Source organism: Pseudomonas cremoris, assembly GCF_014230465.1.
Map to the genome: position 1 here is coordinate 152,915 of NZ_JAAXCY010000004.1, position 18,840 is coordinate 171,754.

Annotated in this window: 18 protein-coding genes; 7 read left to right on the forward strand and 11 right to left on the reverse strand. The window is 58.1% G+C overall.

The genetic code is table 11. The features are described from left to right. Positions 1-23: 23 nt before the first annotated feature. Entirely contained in the window at positions 24-1,133 is a 1,110-nt protein-coding gene (locus HF257_RS10600) for an ABC transporter ATP-binding protein (protein ID WP_185707596.1), read from the reverse strand. Then, on the reverse strand, positions 1,130-2,050 hold the full coding sequence (gene argF / locus HF257_RS10605; RefSeq protein ID WP_185707594.1) for an ornithine carbamoyltransferase: 921 nt from the start codon (positions 2,048-2,050) through the stop codon (positions 1,130-1,132). The genes HF257_RS10600 and argF overlap by 4 nt, the downstream gene beginning before the upstream one ends. Before the next feature lie 435 nt (positions 2,051-2,485). On the opposite strand from argF, the gene HF257_RS10610 reads away from it, so the two are divergent. Then, entirely contained in the window at positions 2,486-4,594 is a 2,109-nt protein-coding gene (locus tag HF257_RS10610; protein WP_185707592.1) for a molybdopterin oxidoreductase family protein, read from the forward strand. 77 nt (positions 4,595-4,671) lie between these two features. Beyond that, positions 4,672-5,010 (forward strand): Grx4 family monothiol glutaredoxin, encoded by a 339-nt coding sequence (gene grxD, locus HF257_RS10615; RefSeq protein ID WP_016970749.1) that lies wholly within the window; start codon positions 4,672-4,674, stop codon positions 5,008-5,010. 69 nt (positions 5,011-5,079) lie between these two features. Here the strand turns inward: grxD and bfr are convergent, their stop codons facing one another. Together bfr and HF257_RS10625 are read right to left on the reverse strand one after the other, a co-directional pair. Further along, the gene (bfr, locus tag HF257_RS10620) at positions 5,080-5,550 is read right to left on the reverse strand and encodes a bacterioferritin (protein ID WP_185707590.1); all 471 of its coding nucleotides are present in this window, start codon (positions 5,548-5,550) and stop codon (positions 5,080-5,082) included. Positions 5,551-5,751: 201 nt separating this feature from the next. Further along, positions 5,752-5,970 carry a bacterioferritin-associated ferredoxin gene (locus tag HF257_RS10625; RefSeq protein WP_003208706.1) on the reverse strand — a complete coding sequence of 73 codons (219 nt, stop codon included), beginning with the start codon at positions 5,968-5,970 and terminating at the stop codon, positions 5,752-5,754. Positions 5,971-6,214: 244 nt separating this feature from the next. Between HF257_RS10625 and HF257_RS10630 the strand changes: the two genes are divergently transcribed. Continuing rightward, positions 6,215-6,817: a peroxiredoxin gene (locus HF257_RS10630; RefSeq protein WP_185707588.1), complete on the forward strand. Its 603-nt coding sequence runs from the start codon at positions 6,215-6,217 to the stop codon at positions 6,815-6,817. Positions 6,818-6,882: 65 nt separating this feature from the next. On the opposite strand, the gene rnt is transcribed toward HF257_RS10630, so the two are convergent. Further along, entirely contained in the window at positions 6,883-7,554 is a 672-nt protein-coding gene (gene rnt / locus HF257_RS10635) for a ribonuclease T (protein ID WP_010212742.1), read from the reverse strand. Next, complete coding sequence (gene pyrC, locus HF257_RS10640) at positions 7,551-8,597, reverse strand: dihydroorotase (RefSeq protein WP_032891786.1); 1,047 nt, start codon at positions 8,595-8,597, stop codon at positions 7,551-7,553. Before pyrC ends, rnt begins: the two co-directional genes overlap by 4 nt. Positions 8,598-8,753: 156 nt before the next feature. Between pyrC and HF257_RS10645 the strand changes: the two genes are divergently transcribed. The 3 genes from HF257_RS10645 (at position 8,754) to HF257_RS10655 (ending at position 12,255) form a co-directional block, all read left to right on the forward strand. Beyond that, positions 8,754-9,662, forward strand: a complete 909-nt coding sequence (locus HF257_RS10645; RefSeq protein ID WP_185707586.1) for a flagellar protein MotY — start codon at positions 8,754-8,756, stop codon at positions 9,660-9,662. A 129-nt stretch (positions 9,663-9,791) separates the two neighbouring features. After that, a complete protein-coding gene (locus HF257_RS10650; protein WP_010212738.1) occupies positions 9,792-11,009 on the forward strand; it encodes an argininosuccinate synthase in 1,218 nt (405 codons plus the stop codon). 613 nt (positions 11,010-11,622) lie between these two features. Then, complete coding sequence (locus HF257_RS10655; protein WP_094064811.1) at positions 11,623-12,255, forward strand: response regulator transcription factor; 633 nt, start codon at positions 11,623-11,625, stop codon at positions 12,253-12,255. Between the two features lie 84 nt (positions 12,256-12,339). Here HF257_RS10655 and HF257_RS10660 read toward each other — a convergent pair whose 3' ends face one another. The 4 genes from HF257_RS10660 to metG all read right to left on the reverse strand — a co-directional run bounded on the left by HF257_RS10660 (position 12,340) and on the right by metG (position 16,704). Continuing rightward, complete coding sequence (locus tag HF257_RS10660; RefSeq protein ID WP_185707584.1) at positions 12,340-12,522, reverse strand: PA3496 family putative envelope integrity protein; 183 nt, start codon at positions 12,520-12,522, stop codon at positions 12,340-12,342. A gap of 107 nt (positions 12,523-12,629) precedes the next feature. Continuing rightward, on the reverse strand, positions 12,630-13,268 hold the full coding sequence (nth, locus tag HF257_RS10665; protein ID WP_185707582.1) for an endonuclease III: 639 nt from the start codon (positions 13,266-13,268) through the stop codon (positions 12,630-12,632). Between the two features lie 107 nt (positions 13,269-13,375). Continuing rightward, positions 13,376-14,539 (reverse strand): electron transport complex subunit RsxB, encoded by a 1,164-nt coding sequence (gene rsxB, locus HF257_RS10670; protein ID WP_185707579.1) that lies wholly within the window; start codon positions 14,537-14,539, stop codon positions 13,376-13,378. Between the two features lie 113 nt (positions 14,540-14,652). Next, positions 14,653-16,704: a methionine--tRNA ligase gene (gene metG / locus HF257_RS10675; RefSeq protein WP_185707576.1), complete on the reverse strand. Its 2,052-nt coding sequence runs from the start codon at positions 16,702-16,704 to the stop codon at positions 14,653-14,655. A 162-nt stretch (positions 16,705-16,866) separates the two neighbouring features. Here metG and apbC point away from each other — a divergent pair, with 162 nt between their 5' ends. After that, positions 16,867-17,961, forward strand: coding sequence for an iron-sulfur cluster carrier protein ApbC (apbC, locus tag HF257_RS10680; protein WP_185707574.1), 1,095 nt, complete (start codon positions 16,867-16,869; stop codon positions 17,959-17,961). A 442-nt stretch (positions 17,962-18,403) separates the two neighbouring features. Here apbC and fdxA read toward each other — a convergent pair whose 3' ends face one another. Continuing rightward, positions 18,404-18,727 carry a ferredoxin FdxA gene (gene fdxA, locus HF257_RS10685; RefSeq protein WP_185707572.1) on the reverse strand — a complete coding sequence of 108 codons (324 nt, stop codon included), beginning with the start codon at positions 18,725-18,727 and terminating at the stop codon, positions 18,404-18,406. Positions 18,728-18,840: the final 113 nt, after the last annotated feature.

An 18,840-nucleotide genomic window follows, 5' to 3' on the forward strand; every position in this document is an offset into this window, starting at 1 on the left:
CCCACATTTTTGATCCGGTTTTTTCAGTGGGCTGGACTGTAGCGCCGCACGCCCGAATCGGACTGCGGAATCTGCGCTGCCACACTGCCCGAGGCCTGGAACAACACCAGATGCTCAGCTGCCACCCGAATCCCCACGTCTGCACCGACCTGATGGTCTGCATGGCTTGGGAAAATCGATTCCAGCTGCGCGCCCGTCGGCAATTGCAGGCGGTATAACGTCGACGCACCCAGGAACGTCTTGCCGACGATCCGCGCCTTCAGTGCGCTATCGGGCGCATAGACGATGTCATCCGGACGCAGCAGCACATCTACGGCTCCACCGGTCGGCCAGGTGTAGGCGCGATTGCCGCGCAGGTCACCCAATTCGGTACTGACGGACTCAGGCGAACTCAACTGACCTCGGATGAAATAACCCTGGCCGATAAAGCTCGCGACGTAAGGCGTTTGCGGTTCGTGGTACAGGTTGTAGGGCGTGTCCCATTGCTCCAGGCGGCCTTCCTTGAACACGCCGACCTGATCACTCACCGCGAACGCTTCTTCCTGGTCGTGGGTAACCAGGATTGCACTGGTACCGCGCGCCTTGAGAATGTCGCGCACCTCGTGGCTGAGCTTGCGCCGCAGTTCGCCATCAAGGTTGGAGAAGGGTTCGTCCAGCAACAGCAGTTGCGGCTCAGGCGCCAGTGCACGGGCGAGGGCGACGCGTTGTTGCTGGCCGCCGGAAAGCTCGTGCGGGAAGCGTTTGCCCAGGTTCTTCAGGTTGACCAGCTCCAGCAACTCGGCCACCACGCGGTCTTTTTGCGGGTGCTTGCGAATGCCGAAGGCGATGTTGTCGGCCACGCTCAGGTGGGGAAACAGCGCGTAGTCCTGGAACACCATGCCGATACGACGTTTCTCCGGCGCGAGGGTGAAACCGGCACTTGAGATCACTTCGCCTGCCAGGCTGATTTCGCCTTCGTGTACCGGCTCAAAACCGGCAATCGCGCGCAGGGTGGTGGTCTTGCCGCACCCAGAGGAGCCCAACAGGCACCCGATGTCGCCAGCGTTGAGGTGCAGATTGAGGTTCTGCACCACCCGTTGATCTTGATAGCCGCATGCCAGATTGCGCAGGTTCAGCAGTAATGGCTGGCTCATGCGTGGTGATACGACGGTGCAACGAGGAATTCGAGCAGCGCCTTTTGCGCGTGCAGGCGGTTCTCGGCCTGGTCCCAGGCGACCGAGCGCGGGTCGTCTAGCAGGTCGAGGCTGATTTCTTCGCCACGGTGCGCCGGCAGGCAGTGCATGAACAGCACGTCCGGTGCGGCCAGGTCGAGCAGGGCGCGGTTCACCTGATACGGGGCGAACAGGGCCAGGCGTTTGGCGGTTTCGTCTTCCTGGCCCATGGAGGTCCAGACGTCGGTGCTCACCAGGTGTGCACCCGTCACCGCGTCACGCGGGTCACGCACCAGGGTCACGCGGTCACCGGCTTGCTCGAGGAAGCGCGCATCCGGCTCGTAGCCTTCCGGGCAGGCAACGCGCAATTTGAAGTCGAACTGGATCGCCGCTTCTATATAGCTGTTGCACATGTTGTTGCCATCGCCGATCCAGGCCACGGTCTTGCCCTGGATCGAGCCACGGTGCTCAAGGAAGGTTTGCATGTCGGCCAGCAACTGGCACGGGTGCAGGTCATCGGACAGGCCGTTAATCACCGGCACACGGGAGTTGGCGGAAAATTCGGTCACGGTGCTGTGGGCAAACGTGCGGATCATCACCGCATCGAGCATGCTCGACATGACGATGGCGCTGTCGGCAATCGTCTCGCCACGGCCCAGTTGGGTGTCGCGCGACGACAGGAAGATGGCTTGGCCACCCAGTTGGATCATGCCGGCTTCGAACGACACACGGGTACGGGTCGACGACTTCTCGAAAATCATCCCGAGTACACGGTTTTTCAAAGGCTCGAACAATACGCCGCGGTTACGCAGGTCTTTAAGCTCAATGCCTCGACGGATCACGCTGACCAGCTCTTCGGGCGTGCAATCCATCAGGGAGAGAAAGTGCCTTGCGCTCATCATTAACTACCTTTTTGCAACAGACCGCAGATACTCAAAGCCTTGTTTATTGTGACAACGGGCGAGACCTGCGGCGAAAGCCGCACGGGGCGACGAAATAGGGGAAGGCGCGATCTTATAATTAAATGTCGCGTCTTACCAATAGGGCTACGGTTTTTAAGGGTGTTCAAGAAGGGCGCGAGAGCGCTTTTGAAGACGATTTCCAGACAGCAGCGGGCCATTTGTACACTGGCGTCACGACCTTTTGCAATCCGCTGAGGCGGGCCTGAGCCAGGTTGTGTCGGTTTCAACGACAGTGTGGGAGGTTTCTGAAACATTTGCTCATGCTTAGCCATGGTCCGGCCTGATGCCCTGCGATTCACGGGGCGAACGTTAGTGGTGCCTGCCCAGGTCGAGGCCCATAGTGAGCTCAAAGCCCTGATAAAGAGACTGGCCATGACCAAGACTCTCCACCACCGTGCCTGCCATCTGTGTGAAGCCATCTGCGGCCTGACCCTGGAAACCACACAAGCCGACGACGGCAGTTTGGCGATCACGTCAATCAAGGGGGATGCGTTAGATACCTTCAGCCGTGGGCATATCTGCCCCAAGGCTGTGGCGCTGCAGGATATCCAGAACGACCCGGACCGCCTGCACCAACCCATGTTGCGGGTGGGCAGCGAATGGCAGCCGATCCCGTGGGAAGACGCTTTCGCGTTAGTAGCCGAACGGCTGGCGGGCATTCAGACCCGTCATGGGCAGAACGCGGTGGCGGTGTATCAGGGCAACCCCAGCGTGCACAATTATGGGCTGATGACCCACAGCAACTACTTCCTGGGCCAACTCAAGACGCGCAATCGCTTCTCCGCTACCTCGGTGGACCAGTTGCCCCATCACCTCACCAGCCACTTGATGTACGGCCATGGCTTGCTGTTGCCAATTCCGGACATCGACCACACCGACTTCATGCTGATCCTGGGTGGCAATCCACTGGCGTCCAACGGCAGCATCATGACCGTGCCCGATGTGGAGAAGCGCCTAAAAGCTATCCAGGCGCGGGGCGGAAAAGTGGTGGTGGTCGACCCCCGGCGCAGCGAGACCGCGGCGATGGCTGACCAGCACCTGTTCGTGCGTCCCGGTGGTGATGCGGCGCTGCTGTTCGGGGTGCTCAATACGTTGTTTACCGAGCAGCTGACTCGCGACAGTCACCTGCCGGTTGAAGGCCTGGAGGACGTTCGGCGAGCCATTGCCGGGTTTACCGCCGACGCGATGAGCGCGCAGTGTGCCGTGCCCGCCGAGCAGATCCGCCAGTTGGCGCGGGACTTTGCGGCAGCCGACAAGGCCGTGTGTTACGGGCGCATGGGGGTGTCGACCCAGGCGTTTGGCACGTTGTGCCATTGGCTTGTGCAACTGATCAACCTGGTTACCGGCAACCTGGACCGTGTTGGCGGGGCACTGTGCACTACGCCGGCAGTCGACCTGGTTGCGTCCACTGGCGGCGGGCATTTCAATCGCTGGCAGAGTCGGGTTTCCGGGCGTCCGGAATACGGTGGCGAGCTGCCCGTGTCGGCGTTGGCGGAGGAAATGCTGACTGAGGGCGAAGGACAAATCCGCGCGTTGGTGACGGTGGCGGGCAATCCGGTGTTATCGACGCCTAACGGCCGGCAGTTGGAGCAGGCGCTGGATGGCTTGGAGTTCATGGTCAGCGTCGACCTGTATATCAACGAGACCACGCGGTATGCCGACCTGATCCTGCCGTCCACGTCTGCATTGGAGAACGACCACTACGACACCACCTTCAATATGTTCGCGGTGCGTAATGTCACGCGCTTCAATCGCGCGATCCTGCCCAAACCGGAAGGCGCGCTGCATGACTGGGAGATATTCGTCGGCCTGGCCCAGGCGTTTGCTGCGCAGACCGGCGCGGTGCTCAAACCGACCATGGCACCCGCGCAGATGATCGACTTTGGGTTGCGCGCCGGGTTTTACGGCGACGCGTCCGAGCATAAGCTGTCGGTAGCGATGTTGGCGGATCATCCCCATGGCGTGGACTTGGGGCCGCTCAAGGCCAACCTCGCCGGGCGCCTGAAAACCGCTGATGGCAAGGTGCAGGCTGCGCCTGCAGTGATCCTCGCCGACCTGGCGCGGTTTGCCGCACAACCGGTGCCTGCGGCTGACGAGCTGCTGCTGATAGGGCGTCGGCATGTGCGCAGCAATAATTCCTGGATGCATAACTATCATCGGCTGGTGAAGGGCAAGCCACGGCACCAATTGCTGATGCATCCCAATGACCTGGCGAGCCGGCAGTTGAGTGACGGCCAGCGTGTGCGGGTGAGTTCGCGCATCGGCATGATCGAGGTGGAAGTGGTGGCCAGCCTGGACATGATGCCCGGAGTGGTCAGCCTGCCCCATGGTTGGGGGCATGGGCGCCCAGGTGTACAGATGACGATTGCCAGCGGCCAGCCCGGGGCGAGCGCCAATGACTTGACCGACGAACGGCAGTTGGACGAGTTATCGGGCAACGCTGCGCTGAATGGCGTTCCCGTTCAGGTAGCAGCGGCCTGAGCACCACGCTGGAATTTTGCGTTACAATGCGCCACCGTGCCGACCTGTGAGTCGCAAAGTTCCAGCCGAGGTGTTCCATGGATATCATCGAAACGATCAAAGAGCAGATTGCCAACAACACCATTCTGCTTTACATGAAGGGCGCACCTAACGCTCCTCAGTGCGGTTTCTCCGCGAAGGCTTCCCAGGCCATCATGGCGTGCGGCGAGAAATTCGCTTACGTGGATATCCTGCAAAACCCTGAAATCCGCGCCAACCTGCCGAAGTACGCCAACTGGCCAACCTTCCCACAACTGTGGGTGGCCGGTGAACTGGTCGGCGGTAGCGACATCATCGTTGAGATGGCGGCTGATGGCTCGCTGCAAACGCTGATCAAAGAAGCAGCGGCAAACGCGGCAGCCAAGACTGACGCTTGATCCGTTTGCAATAAAAAGCCCCGCTTCTCGAAAGAGAGCGGGGGTTTTTTATGCCTGCGTGCGGGGGCGTTATTCGCCCATCTGCGATTGCAGGTAGTTTTCCAGGCTGACTTTGTCGATCAGACCCAATTGGGTTTCCAGCCAGTCGATGTGTTCCTCCTGGTCTTCCAGAATGTCTTCCAGCAGTTCACGGCTGCCGAAGTCACCCTTGGTCTCGGCGTGAGCAATGGCGGCCTTGAGGTCGCTGTGGCTTTTCTGCTCGAACTTCAGGTCGCTGCTGATCATTTCCTGGGTGTGCTCGCCGATGTTCAGCTTGCCCAGGTCCTGTACGTTTGGCAGGCCTTCCAGGAACAGGATGCGCTTGATCAGCGCGTCGGCGTCCTTCATGGCCTTGATGGATTCTTTGTATTCACGCTTGCCCAGCTTTTCCAGGCCCCAATCGTCGTACATGCGCGCATGCAGAAAGTACTGATTGATCGCGACCAGTTCATTGGCAAGGATTTTGTTGAGTTGCTGGATGACTGAGATGTCGCCTTTCATGACTGGGGTCCTGCCCTGTAATAGCTGTGTATAGGGCGGAGTTTGAGCGGCGAAAACCTTAGTGTCAAACCTAAGTTATTGAATAATAAATGAAAATTAATCGGAATAAGAATGTTTGTGTTCCGCGTCTTGACGCTAACTAATTGAATTGTGGGCATAAAAAAACCGGACACTAAGTCCGGTTCTTTAAAACACGCCACATTAAGCGTGTGTAAATTCTGCTGAATAGGGGATCGCGGCCTGGGCTGTTTGCAGCTGCGTCAGAGTTTCCCGTACCACTTGCTTGGCGAGGCAAGCACATTTACCGCACTGGCTGGCAACGCCGGTGGTTTCACGCACTTCCTTGTAGCTGCAGCAACCTTCATAGATTGCTTCGCGGATTTGTCCGTCGGTGACGCCAGTACAGAGGCACACATACATAAGGGAGAACCATCGCGGGTTTAAGGCTTAAGTGCGATGGATCTTAATGTTAACGAGAATGATTGTCAAAGTAGAATCGCAGGGTATTTGCTGGCACCGCGCCCTCACTGACGAACGGTTTTTTCAGTGTATGATGGTCGGTCTTCACGAAGCGTGACCGCGTCACAGGGCTGTCGCTTATACACGGCAGACTTGGAAGCGGTCCTTTTACTTCAATCGTCACCCCTACATCAGGAGATACCCAATGAGCGTACTCGTCGGCAAACAAGCCCCGGATTTCGACGTACCTGCCGTCCTCGGCAATGGCGAAATCGTAGACAGTTTCAAACTGTCTGAAGCCATCAAAGGCAAATACGGCCTGGTGTTCTTCTACCCGCTGGACTTCACCTTCGTCTGCCCTTCGGAGCTGATCGCCCTGGACCACCGCATGGACGATTTCAAGGCGCGTAACGTTGAAGTGGTTGCCGTTTCCATCGACTCCCATTTCACCCACAACGCCTGGCGCAACACTGCCATCAATGATGGCGGCATCGGCAAAGTCAAATACACCATGGCTGCCGACCTGAAACACGACATCGCCAAGGCCTACGACGTTGAGTCCGAAGGCGGCGTGGCGTTCCGTGGCGCATTCCTGATCGACGACAAAGGCGTTGTTCGCTCCCAGATCGTTAACGACCTGCCACTGGGCCGTAACATGGAAGAGCTGATCCGCCTGGTCGACGCCCTGCAATTCCACGAAGAGCACGGCGAAGTTTGCCCGGCCAACTGGAAAAAAGGCGACAAAGGCATGAACGCTTCGCCAGAAGGCGTTGCGGCTTACCTGACCGAGAACGCTGGCAAGCTGTAAGCCAGAATCGCGGTACAAAAAAACCGGCCTGAGAAGGCCGGTTTTTTTATGTGCGGGAAACGATCTCAGTCGTTGAAGTCTTCCCAGCCGCCCATGTCTTTCCAGCGGTTGACGATGCCGCAGAACAACTCGGCCGTCTTTTCGGTGTCGTAGCGAGCCGAGTGGGCCTCACGGCCATCAAAGTCTATCCCCGCCGCTTGGCAGGCCTTGGCCAGTACCGTCTGGCCATACGCCAGGCCTGCGAGGGTGGCGGTGTCGAAGCTGGAGAACGGGTGAAACGGGTTGCGTTTCATGTCCAGGCGCGCCACGGCGGCATTCAGGAAGCCCAGGTCGAAGCTGCTGTTGTGGCCCACCAGGATCGCGCGTTTGCAGCCATTGGCCTTCAACGCCTTGCGTACGCCACGGAAGATATCCGTCAGTGCCGCTTCTTCACTCACCGCCATACGCAATGGGTGATCAAGCTTGATCCCGGTGAACTCCAGCGCTGCCGCTTCGATGTTGGCACCTTCAAACGGTTCAACACGGAAGAAGTGGGTGTGCTCCGGGAACACAAAACCCTGTTCATCCATGCCGATGGTGGTTGCGGCGATTTCCAGCAGTGCGTCGGTGGCGCAATTAAAACCACCGGTTTCTACGTCGATGACAACCGGCAGATAGCCGCGAAACCGCTCGGCCATCGGATGGCGGGAACCGCCACCACTGTGCTCGTGTTCGTCGTCGTAATGGTCTTCACTCACTTGCTTTCCTCCAGCAGGCGCCAGCGCAGTGTTTCACCGGCGCGCAGCGGGATGACAGTCAGCTCGCCGAACGGCAGGCTGGCAGGGGCGGTCCAGTCTTCACGAACCAGGGTGATGCGGTCGGTATTCGCCGGCAGGCCGTAGAAACGCGGGCCGTTGAGGCTGGCGAAACCTTCGAGCTTGTCCAGGGCGTTACGTTGTTCGAACGCTTCGGCGTACAGCTCGATCGCCGCGTAGGCGGTGTAGCAACCGGCACAACCGCATGCCGCTTCCTTGGCATGCTGGGCGTGCGGCGCCGAGTCGGTACCGAGGAAGAACTTCGGATTGCCGCTGGTGGCAGCATCCAGCAGAGCCACCTGGTGGGTGTTGCGCTTGAGGATCGGCAGGCAATAGAAGTGCGGCCGAATCCCGCCCACCAGCATGTGGTTGCGGTTGTACAGCAGGTGATGAGCGGTGATGGTCGCACCGACATTGGCCGAAGCCTCGGTGACGAACTGCACGGCGTCGGCCGTGGTGATGTGTTCGAACACCACCTTGAGAGTCGGGAACAGCTCGACTACACGACGCATATGCTCGTCGATGAAGATCTTCTCGCGGTCGAACACGTCCACGTCGCCACGGGTGACTTCACCGTGGATCAGCAGTGGCATGCCGACTTCGGCCATGGCTTCAATGGCCGGCAGTATCTTGTCGATACTGGTCACGCCGGAATCGGAGTTGGTGGTCGCGCCTGCCGGGTACAGCTTGGCGGCGTGCACGTAACCGCTGGCCTTGGCTTCACGAATTTCTTCGGGCTGGGTGCGGTCGGTGAGGTAGAGCACCATCAACGGTTCGAAGCGGCTGCCGGCCGGCCGCGCAGCGAGGATACGCTGGCGATAGGCGTCGGCTTCAGCGGCGTTACGCACCGGTGGTACCAGGTTAGGCATGATGATGGCGCGGCCAAACGTGCGCGCAACATCGGCCACGGTTTGGGGCAACGCAGCACCATCGCGAAGATGAATATGCCAGTCGTCGGGACGCAGCAGGGTCAGGCGGTCGGACATTGGGGATTCCAGGCGGGTCAATCTGGTGGGAATGCTACCGGAAAAGACTCTTGCAGGCACTCGCTATCAAGTTTTGCAGGATGCATCCGATAGCCTTTTGTATGCCTTATCGATGTATGACGCTTTGAAGTGTTGTAGAAACCAGTGGAGCCTCCCGTGCGCCAGCAATATCTAGCCCTGCTCAGTGTGTTCGCCAGCCTGCCTGCGATGGCCCTCACGTTCCAGACGCGCCTGGAGAATATTGAGTGGAAGGTAGAAGGTGACCAGTTCGAGTGCCGCCTGACCCAGCCGATTACCGATTTCGGCTCGGGTGAGTTCGTGCGCAGGGCCGGCGAGCAGGCAACATTTCGTCTGAAAGCCTATAACGGCTCTCTGGGCGCCGGTTCCGCAACGCTGTTGGCTGCCGCTGCACCTTGGCAGCCAGGGCGAGGCGATATCAATCTCGGCGCCGTACGTGCTGGCAGTGGCGATGTGTTGTTCAACAGTTCCCAGGTGCAGGCTGGTCGCCTGTTCAATGGCCTGTTGGAAGGACGCAGCCCTACTGTGCGGCATTACGGACGAGAAGGCGGCTACTCGGAAATCCGCCTGTTGCCGGTCAAGTTCAACAAGGCCTACAACGACTATCAGCTGTGTACTACTAAGCTGCTGCCGATGAATTACGATCAGGTCAAACAGACCGAGGTCGGGTTTCCTGGTGGTGGCATCGAGCTGGATGCCGCGGCCAAGAAGAAGCTGTCGGTGATTCTGGCCTATATGAAAGCCGATCCCACGGTTAACCATATCGAGCTCAATGGCCACTCGGACAACAGTGGTAACCGCCTGACCAACCGCGACGTGTCACGTCGCCGCGCGCTCGCGGTGATGGATTACTTCAAGGGCAACGGCATTCAGGAATCGCAGATCACCCTGCGTTTCCACGGTGAAAGCTATCCACTGGCGCCTAACACCAATGCGGCCAATCGTGCGCGCAACCGGCGGGTCAATATTCAGCTGGAACGGGTGGCAACCCCTGAGAAACCGGCGCCCCAGGCCGCCGCATCGAACAACCCGGCCGCCACCTCGTAAGGTGCGACCATCGGTCGCCCGCTCGACATAATCTGTCGCTTTATCTTCATTTGCTGTCGCGCCCCTGTAATTTCACGGTTTTGGTCGGTAGAATCGACGGCTTTCCGTACAACCCCGTGGAGTGATGGCATGGCCGACGTAAACAAGGTCGTTCTCGCGTATTCCGGCGGCCTGGACACTTCGGTGATCCTCAAGTGGCTGCAGGATACTTATAACTGTGAAGTGGTGACCTTCACCGCTGACCTGGGTCAGGGCGAAGAGGTCGAACCTGCACGTGCCAAGGCGCAAGCCATGGGCGTGAAAGAGATCTACATTGACGACCTGCGCGAAGAGTTCGTCCGCGATTTCGTTTTCCCGATGTTTCGCGCCAACACTGTCTACGAAGGCGAGTACCTGCTGGGTACCTCCATCGCACGCCCGCTGATCGCCAAACGCCTGATTGAAATCGCCAACGAAACCGGCGCTGACGCCATTTCCCATGGCGCCACCGGCAAAGGCAACGACCAGGTGCGTTTCGAACTGGGCGCCTACGCCCTCAAGCCAGGTGTGAAAGTGATTGCCCCTTGGCGTGAATGGGACCTGCTGTCCCGTGAAAAGCTGATGGATTACGCTGAAAAGCACGCAATCCCGATCGAGCGTCACGGCAAGAAGAAGTCCCCTTACTCGATGGACGCCAACCTGCTGCATATCTCCTATGAAGGCGGCGTGCTGGAAGACACCTGGACCGAGCACGAAGAAGACATGTGGAAATGGACCGTCTCCCCGGAGAACGCTCCTGACAAGCCGCAGTACCTGGAACTGACCTACCGCAACGGCGACATCGTCGCGCTGGACGGTGTCGAGATGACCCCAGCCACTGTACTGGCGACCCTGAACCGTATCGGTGGCGAACACGGCATCGGCCGCCTCGACATCGTCGAAAACCGTTACGTGGGCATGAAGTCCCGTGGCTGCTACGAAACCCCAGGCGGCACCATCATGCTGCGCGCTCACCGCGCGATCGAATCGATCACCCTGGACCGCGAAGTGGCTCACCTCAAAGACGAGTTGATGCCCAAGTACGCCAGCCTGATCTACACCGGCTACTGGTGGAGCCCTGAGCGTCTGATGCTGCAACAGATGATCGACGCCTCCCAGGTCCACGTGAACGGCGTCGTGCGCCTGAAACTGTACAAGGGCAACGTGATCGTGACCGGTCGTAAATCCGACGAGTCACTGTTCGACGCCAATATCGCCACCTTCGAAGAAGATGGCGGCGCCTACAACCAGGCGGACGCGGCAGGCTTTATCAAGTTGAACGCATTGCGCATGCGCATTGCTGCAAACAAAGGTCGCTCGTTGTTCTGAGTGTTTTGCCTGTTGTGGAAAATGGCCCCTGTTAAGGGGCCATTTTTTTTGCCTGTGGATTTTAAGAGATACTCATGTTTATGTTTTTAAACGTACGTACAGATGTAGTTTGATTGTTTTAAACGTGCGGAATTATCGGTGGGGGTGTTTTGAGGCTGTGAATGAAAGTTTTACATCTGATTGGGAACTAGTCTTACAGAAATTTCACTCATTAAAGTGCGGCGACTCTGTAAGTTGCCGAAAATTCTGTAGGAAATAAGGGTGTAAGAAAATATGTTTAATGGAACCGAAACAGCAGAATTTTTTCGGCTTGCTTCCTTGCCCTTAATAGCTAGGCAAGGGGCATTTCCTGAAAGTCGTGTGCGGCACGTTTACCGCTGCCCCCAGATCTCTTGGAAATTTGGCTCTAAATATGTATGGCCCGGGAAAGGTCTGAAAGGCTCCATAAAACTGGATACATCTAAGTTTGCGTTTTTTTGTAGGGCATTTCCTTTATCGTTGTGGGTTGGGTCTCTGCCTGCTGTTGCTCAGGGTGTAATGCTATGCCAACTAGGAAACGACTAGGCTATTGTGCTTGCTCTAAATAATTCGAACAGCGAAATTGGACTTTCTCATGAATAAAGTGCTGATCGTGGATGATCATCCCGTCATTCGTCTTGCTGTGCGTATGCTAATGGAACGCCATGGTTATGAGGTCGTTGCCGAGACTGATAACGGTGTCGATGCCTTGCAACTTGCGCGGGAGCATATGCCGGACATTGTCATTCTGGATATTGGAATTCCTAAACTCGATGGCCTGGAAGTTATTTGCCGGCTGTCTTCCACCAAACAGCCGACGCCTTTCAAGGTGCTGGTGCTGACATCTCAGGCTCCTGGCCATTTTTCCATGCGCTGCATGCAGGCGGGGGCAGCGGGCTACGTGTGCAAGCAGCAGGACTTGACGGAGTTGTTGAGCGCCATCAAGGCGGTTCTGTCGGGCTACAGCTATTTCCCGAACCAGGCGCTCAATTCGGTGCGTTCCACAATGGGTAATGCCAGCGAGGCCGATATGGTCGAGCGTCTGTCGGGCCGGGAGATGATGGTGTTGCAGCAACTGGCCCGGGGCAAGACCAACAAGGAAATCGCAGATGGCATGTTTCTCAGCAACAAGACAGTCAGCACCTATAAAACGCGCCTGCTGCTCAAGCTCAACGCTCGCTCACTGGTGGACCTGATCGAGCTGGCTCAGCGTAACGGCCTGGTATAGCTGGGGAGTTGCAACGCGTTTTAGCCTGGGCCACCGGCGAAAAAAAGCCTCCGTCAGGGAGGCTTCCGGTCGTCGACTGCTCGCTCAGAGGTCGAAGTCGTAATCGGCCAGTTGTTTTTGCAAGCGTCGCTCTTCCAGAAGATTATCGATAGTGCGGCGTTTGCTCAGATTGGTCTTGGCCACCTCTGCCACAGGTGCTTCTGCTCCATCGTCATCCGACTCAACGAGCTCGTCTTCCACTTCCAGTTGTTCTTTGCCAGTGCTCATAAGGTTCACTCCGGGCTAAGACTGCCGTTGGCGCTCCTTATAACGATAATCCATGAAAGGGTAAAAAAGATTTTTTCAATCGGCTGATCGAGAAAACCAATGATCCTTCAATCGTCGGAAGTCTTTTCCTTGAATTCGCACAGGTCTTCGATGCGACAGCTCCCGCAACGCGGCTTGCGTGCCTGGCAAACGTAGCGTCCGTGAAGGATCAGCCAGTGATGGGAGTCGAGCAGATACGGCTTGGGTACAAATTTCATCAGCTGCTTTTCCACTTCCACCACGTTCTTCCCGCGGGCAATGCCGGTGCGATTGCTAACCCGAAAGATATGAGTGTCCACGGCCATCGTCAGTTGGCGGAACGCAGTATTGAGAACCACGTTGGCAGTCTTGCGTCCCACACCCGGCAGGGCCTCCAGTGCTTCGCGGGTTTGCGGTACTTCACTTCCATGCAGTTCCACCAGCAGGCGGCAGGTCTCGATAACGTTCTTGGCCTTGCTGTTATACAAACCGATGGTCTTGATGTATTCGGACAAGCCTTCCACGCCGAGGGCATAGATGGCTTCAGGTGTATTGGCTACCGGATACAGTTTGGCCGTGGCCTTGTTCACACCAACGTCCGTGGACTGGGCCGACAGAATCACCGCAATCAGCAACTCGAACGGCGAGGAGTAGGCCAGTTCAGTCTTGGGTTCGGGATTGTCTTCGTGAAGCCTGCGGAAAATTTCCAGGCGTTTTGCGGCGTTCATGGGGCTGATGATTCCTTGCAGGCGGTCAGCGGAAGGTCAGAGCGGGAGCAGGATAAACCCGGACGCTATCAATATGGTGTCGTCAGTGGCACGTTACAAGCTACTGGTTACCCACCACCATGGGCATCTACTTGGCGCTGTGCTTCTTCAAGCTTGTGTTGAGCTGCGTTAAGTTCATCCATGCTGGCTTCTGGCTGGCGTTGTAGCTTGCTGAGATCGGCACGGGCGTAGGCCAGGGCTGTTTTTAGTTGGCGCAGTTGGCTGTCGATGGGCCGCTTTTGTAGGCGCTGTAAATCCGGCAGAGGTTGTTCGGAGATCGCTTCGGCGGTGTGCAGGGCCTGATCAGCAGCGGCCAGCGCAGCGCTCAACGTTGCCAGTTGCTGTGGGTCCGCATTCTGCTCCTGGGCCTTTTTCAGTTCGGCGCGGCGCAAGGCCAGTTGGATTTTTGCGCGCTTGAGCTCAGGGTCTTTGGCTGGCGGTGCGGGTGGTGGGCTACTTGCTTGCAGTGCCGCGAGCGCTTGCTCTGCGACTTCGAATTGGTGTTGCAGGACGATCAGCTGCGATTGCTGTTCAAAGGTCGGCGGATGACCGAATGCCTTCAAGGACTTGAGCAACTGCGCACGGCTCATTGCAACGCCGATCTTGGCTTTCTTGATCGCCGCATCATTATCCGCTTGATGGGTATTTTCCGCAGGCGCGTCGACGGGCGCTGAGCGCTTGGCGCGGGCCAGGCGCTCAGCGAGCTTGAGTTCCTCTTCGCGGTGCAGGCGTGCGTTGCGTTGTTCAAATCGACGCCGAGCGCGATCACGCTTGAGGCCACGCTCATGACGCTCGTGATCAGTGCTGGCCAGGCCGCCCACGATGGGCAGCACGGTTGCCAGCGGGCGCATCTCGATGCAATCGACGGGGCAGGGCGCCACACACAGGTCACAGCCGGTGCATTCATCAATGATCACGGTATGCATCAGTTTGGCGGCACCGACAATCGCATCCACCGGGCACGCCTGGATACATTTGGTGCAGCCGATGCACTCAGCCTCACGGATATAGGCAATTTGCGCAGGGGCCTCGCCACGCGTGGTGTCCAGTTCCACCACGGGAACGCTTAGTAACTGCGCGAGCCCGGCAATGGTTTCCTGCCCACCGGGCGGGCACTTATTGATTGCCTCGCCTTGAGCAATGCCCTCGGCGTAAGGCTTGCAGCCCGGGTGCCCGCACTTGCCGCATTGGGTCTGCGGCAACAGTGCGTCGATACGTTGAATGAGGTTCATGCAGTGATCATTGGCATGCCGGTTAAACAAACAGAGCCTGATTATCCGACAAGCGAGAAGGGGGGACTAGCTGAAAAGCCCTGTCGCCGAAACGACAGGGCTGTTTTGCGGGCTTACTTGATGCGTTGACCCGGCTTCGCGCCGCTGTCAGGGCTCAACAGGTAGATCTCTTCGCCGCCAGGGCCGGCTGCCATCACCATGCCTTCGGAGATTCCGAACTTCATTTTCCGTGGCTTGAGGTTGGCGATCATCATGGTCAGGCGGCCATCGAGCTTGGACGGGTCCGGGTAGGCGCTCTTGATGCCCGAGAACACGTTGCGTTGCTCGTCACCGATGTCCAGTGTCAGGCGCAGCAGCTTGTCGGCACCTTCTACGGCTTCGGCCTTGATAATCAGCGCCACACGCAGGTCCACCGCAGCGAACGCGTCGAACTCGATTTCCGGCGACAGCGGGTCCTTGGCCAACTCACCGTTACCGGCAGGTGCCGATTCGCCCGTGTCGGTCTGGCTGGCGACCAGGTCTTCTTTCGAAGCATCGGTCATGGCCTGGACTTTCACCGGGTCAATACGGGTCATCAGCGGCTTGAACTCGTTCAGCTGATGGTTGCTGAGCAGGGTGGCGTGGTCATTCCAGGTCAGCGGCGCGACGTTAAGGAACGCTTCCGCGTCGGTGGCCAACAACGGCAGCACTGGCTTGAGGAAGATCACCAACTGACGGAACAGGTTGACGCCCGTGGCGCAGATCGCCTGGACTTGCGCCTGCTTGCCTTCCTGCTTGTTCAGCGACCACGGTGCCTTGTCGGCGATCCAGGCGTTGGCGCGGTCTGCCAGGCCCATGATTTCACGCATGGCGCGTGCAAAGTCGCGCGCCTCGTAGGCATCGGCGATGCTTGGCGCAGCGGCCAGGAACGCGTCGGTCAGTTCCGGCGCGGCATTTTCGGCCACCAGCAGGCCGGCGTTACCCTTGTGGATAAACCCGGCGCAACGGCTGGCGATGTTAACGACTTTACCCACCAGGTCCGAGTTGACCTTCTGTACGAAGTCTTCCAGGTTCAGGTCCAGGTCATCGACGCCACGGCCCAGCTTGGAGGCGTAGTAGTAGCGCAGGTATTCCGGCGACAGGTGGTCCAGGTAGGTGCGCGCCTTGATAAAGGTGCCACGGGACTTGGACATTTTCTGGCCGTTGACGGTCAAGTAGCCGTGCACTGCGATGCCGGTCGGCTTGCGGTAGCCCGAGCCTTCGAGCATCGCCGGCCAGAACAGGGCGTGGAAGTTGACGATGTCCTTGCCGATGAAGTGGTACAGCTCGGCGGTGGAATCCTTGTTCCAGAACGCATCGAAGTCCAGCTCCGGCGTGCGATCGCACAGGTTCTTGAAGCTGGCCATGTAGCCGATTGGCGCATCCAACCACACATAGAAATATTTGCCAGGTTCGCCCGGAATCTCGAAGCCGAAGTACGGCGCATCGCGGGAGATGTCCCACTGTTGCAGGCCGCTGTCGAGCCATTCGGCGAGCTTGTTGGCCACGGCGTCCTGCAGGGTGCCGCTGCGGGTCCAGGCTTGCAGCATCTGCTGGAAGTCCGGCAGCTTGAAGAAGAAGTGCTGGGAGTCCTTGAGCACCGGGGTAGCGCCGGAGATCGCCGACTTCGGATTCTTCAACTCAGTCGGCGCGTAGGTCGCACCGCATTTTTCGCAGTTGTCGCCGTACTGGTCTTCGGTGCCGCATTTCGGGCAGGTGCCCTTGATGAAGCGGTCGGCCAGGAACATTTTCTTTTCCGGGTCGAAATACTGGGTCACCGAACGCTGGTCGATGTGCCCAGCTTCCTTTAGACGCAGGTAGATCTGGCTCGACAACTCGCGGTTTTCCTCGGAGTGGGTCGAGTGGAAATTGTCGAAATCCACCAGGAACTCGGCAAAGTCGGCGCTGTGTTCAGCCTGCACGTTGGCGATCAGTTGTTCCGGGGTGATGCCTTCCTTTTCGGCGCGCAACATGATGGCCGAACCGTGGGCGTCGTCCGCGCAGACATAGATGCATTGATTGCCGCGATGCTTCTGGAAGCGCACCCACATATCGGTCTGGATGTACTCAAGCATATGGCCAAGATGGATGGAACCATTGGCATAGGGCAGGGCGCTGGTGACGAGGATCTTGCGTGGCTCGGACATGGGGCTCGGCTACTTGATGAAACGGAGGTCGGCCACTATAAAGCGCCGGGAAATATATTTCACCCCGTCGCGATGTTTCCGCTTCTTCAAAGCATGCCGCTGGGCGGCCGGAACGGTTAGGATAGCCGCCTGTTTCAGTCAGTCTTTTTTCGGGAGTAGCCCATGAGCGCCGTCAATCGCGCAGCGGTGGAAGCCGTTCTTCGCCAGTACACCGACCCCTATTTGAACCAGGACCCGGTCAGTGCCGGCTGTGTACGTACCATCGAGGTTCAGGGCGACCAGGTTTTGGTCCAGCTGGAGCTGGGCTATGCCGCTGGCCTGTTCAAGAGCGGTTGGGCGCAAATGCTGCAAATGGCCATTGAAGGTCTGGACGGCGTGCGCTCAGCCAAGGTCGACATTCAATGCGTGATTGCCCCGCACAAGGCCCAGGCGCAGATCCCTGGCCTGGCCAACGTCAAGAACGTGGTCGCCGTGGCGTCCGGCAAAGGCGGCGTGGGTAAATCCACCACTGCGGCCAACCTGGCCTTGGCGTTGGCGCGTGAAGGCGCGCGCGTCGGTATTCTCGACGCCGATATCTACGGCCCGAGCCAGGGCGTGATGTTCGGTATCGCCGAAGGCACCCGACCGAAGGTCAAGGACCAGAAATGGTTTGTGCCGATCGAGTCCCTGGGCGTGGAAGTCATGTCCATGGCTTTCCTGACCGACGACAACACACCGATGGTCTGGCGCGGGCCGATGGTCTCCGGTGCCTTGTTGCAACTGGTCACTCAGACGGCCTGGGGCGACCTGGACTACCTGGTGATCGACATGCCACCCGGCACCGGCGATATCCAATTGACCTTGGCGCAGAAAGTCCCGGTGGCCGGTTCGGTGATCGTCACAACGCCCCAGGACCTGGCGCTGCTCGACGCCAAGAAAGGCGTCGAGATGTTCCGCAAGGTCAATATTCCGGTACTGGGCGTCGTGGAAAACATGGCGGTGCACATCTGCTCCAACTGCGGCCACGCCGAGCATCTGTTCGGAGAAGGCGGCGGTGAGAAGCTCGCGACCCAATACGGTGTTGAACTGCTGGCCTCGCTGCCGCTGTCGATGCTGATCCGCGAGCAGGCTGACGGCGGCAAACCTACCGTGGTCGCCGAGCCGGACAGCCAGATCGCTATGATCTACCAGGAACTGGCCCGTCATGTGGGGGCGCGTATTGTCCTGCAGGAAGCCTCGGCGCCAGCCATGCCGACGATTACTGTCAGCGACGACTGAGTGAGAAAAGGTGCTTGTTACGCTTTTACGCAATTGCTGGTGTAAGCATTCGCTTACTTTTTCGTAAGTGAATGGTTTTTTCGGCTTACAAGAGCGGCTTGAAAGAATGAGAGTGTTTTCTATCTACTTGAAACATAACAAATATTTATCGTTGGTCTGATCCCTTAGGGTGTCAGTCCTAAAGTTGCATCCCGTTGAACTTCTTTTGGAACTCTCTAAGATCAGCCCTGTGTCCACGGATTGACACAGCCATCAAGGAACGATGGTTTGAAGGAACGTCGCAGGATGCGATTCATCAGGATGATGAAAAGGAATACAGGGACTAGGGAAAAAATGTGGGCGGGTCAAACCGCCCCTTTTTTTGCCCGCAGGAAAGTGAATACGCGTTCCCTGAACGTAAAAAAGGCCCCGAAGGGCCTTCTTTTGTTTGGCGGCGGCGCTGTTAGCGCTCCAGGTCTTTGATCTTGCCATTGACGCCATCCCACTCTGCTGCATCCGGCAGAGAGTCTTTCTTCTCAGTGATGTTCGGCCAGATTTCCGCCAGCTCGACGTTCAACTGAATAAATTCCTGCATCTCTGCCGGGACTTCGTCCTCGGAGAAAATGGCGACGGCCGGGCATTCTGGCTCACACAGGGCGCAGTCGATGCACTCATCCGGGTGGATTACCAAGAAGTTCGGGCCTTCGTAGAAGCAGTCCACCGGACATACTTCCACGCAGTCGGTGTACTTGCACTTGATGCAGTTGTCGGTGACGACGAAGGTCATTTCTAATTTTCTCCTCAGGCGGCGGCAGCGAAACCCTTTGTGGCAGGGCTCGCGAGGTTCAGGAGCGATAGTCTGCAGGCCAGGCTAAGAGCCTGCAGCATCCCAAACCGCGC

Excerpts from the sequence above, each read along its gene's own strand:
- HF257_RS10660 (WP_185707584.1), bottom strand. The coding sequence starts at position 12,522 with ATGAGCACTGGCAAAGAACAACTGGAAGTGGAAGACGAGCTCGTTGAG.
- fdxA (WP_185707572.1), bottom strand. The coding sequence starts at position 18,727 with ATGACCTTCGTCGTCACCGACAACTGCATCAAGTGCAAGTACACCGAC.
- argF (WP_185707594.1), bottom strand. The coding sequence starts at position 2,050 with ATGAGCGCAAGGCACTTTCTCTCCCTGATGGATTGCACGCCCGAAGAG.
- HF257_RS10625 (WP_003208706.1), bottom strand. The coding sequence starts at position 5,970 with ATGTATGTGTGCCTCTGTACTGGCGTCACCGACGGACAAATCCGCGAA.
- HF257_RS10650 (WP_010212738.1), top strand. The coding sequence starts at position 9,792 with ATGGCCGACGTAAACAAGGTCGTTCTCGCGTATTCCGGCGGCCTGGAC.
- apbC (WP_185707574.1), top strand. The coding sequence starts at position 16,867 with ATGAGCGCCGTCAATCGCGCAGCGGTGGAAGCCGTTCTTCGCCAGTAC.
- HF257_RS10655 (WP_094064811.1), top strand. The coding sequence starts at position 11,623 with ATGAATAAAGTGCTGATCGTGGATGATCATCCCGTCATTCGTCTTGCT.
- pyrC (WP_032891786.1), bottom strand. The coding sequence starts at position 8,597 with ATGTCCGACCGCCTGACCCTGCTGCGTCCCGACGACTGGCATATTCAT.
- HF257_RS10600 (WP_185707596.1), bottom strand. The coding sequence starts at position 1,133 with ATGAGCCAGCCATTACTGCTGAACCTGCGCAATCTGGCATGCGGCTAT.
- nth (WP_185707582.1), bottom strand. The coding sequence starts at position 13,268 with ATGAACGCCGCAAAACGCCTGGAAATTTTCCGCAGGCTTCACGAAGAC.
- metG (WP_185707576.1), bottom strand. The coding sequence starts at position 16,704 with ATGTCCGAGCCACGCAAGATCCTCGTCACCAGCGCCCTGCCCTATGCC.
- grxD (WP_016970749.1), top strand. The coding sequence starts at position 4,672 with ATGGATATCATCGAAACGATCAAAGAGCAGATTGCCAACAACACCATT.
- rsxB (WP_185707579.1), bottom strand. The coding sequence starts at position 14,539 with ATGAACCTCATTCAACGTATCGACGCACTGTTGCCGCAGACCCAATGC.
- HF257_RS10610 (WP_185707592.1), top strand. The coding sequence starts at position 2,486 with ATGACCAAGACTCTCCACCACCGTGCCTGCCATCTGTGTGAAGCCATC.
- bfr (WP_185707590.1), bottom strand. The coding sequence starts at position 5,550 with ATGAAAGGCGACATCTCAGTCATCCAGCAACTCAACAAAATCCTTGCC.
- HF257_RS10630 (WP_185707588.1), top strand. The coding sequence starts at position 6,215 with ATGAGCGTACTCGTCGGCAAACAAGCCCCGGATTTCGACGTACCTGCC.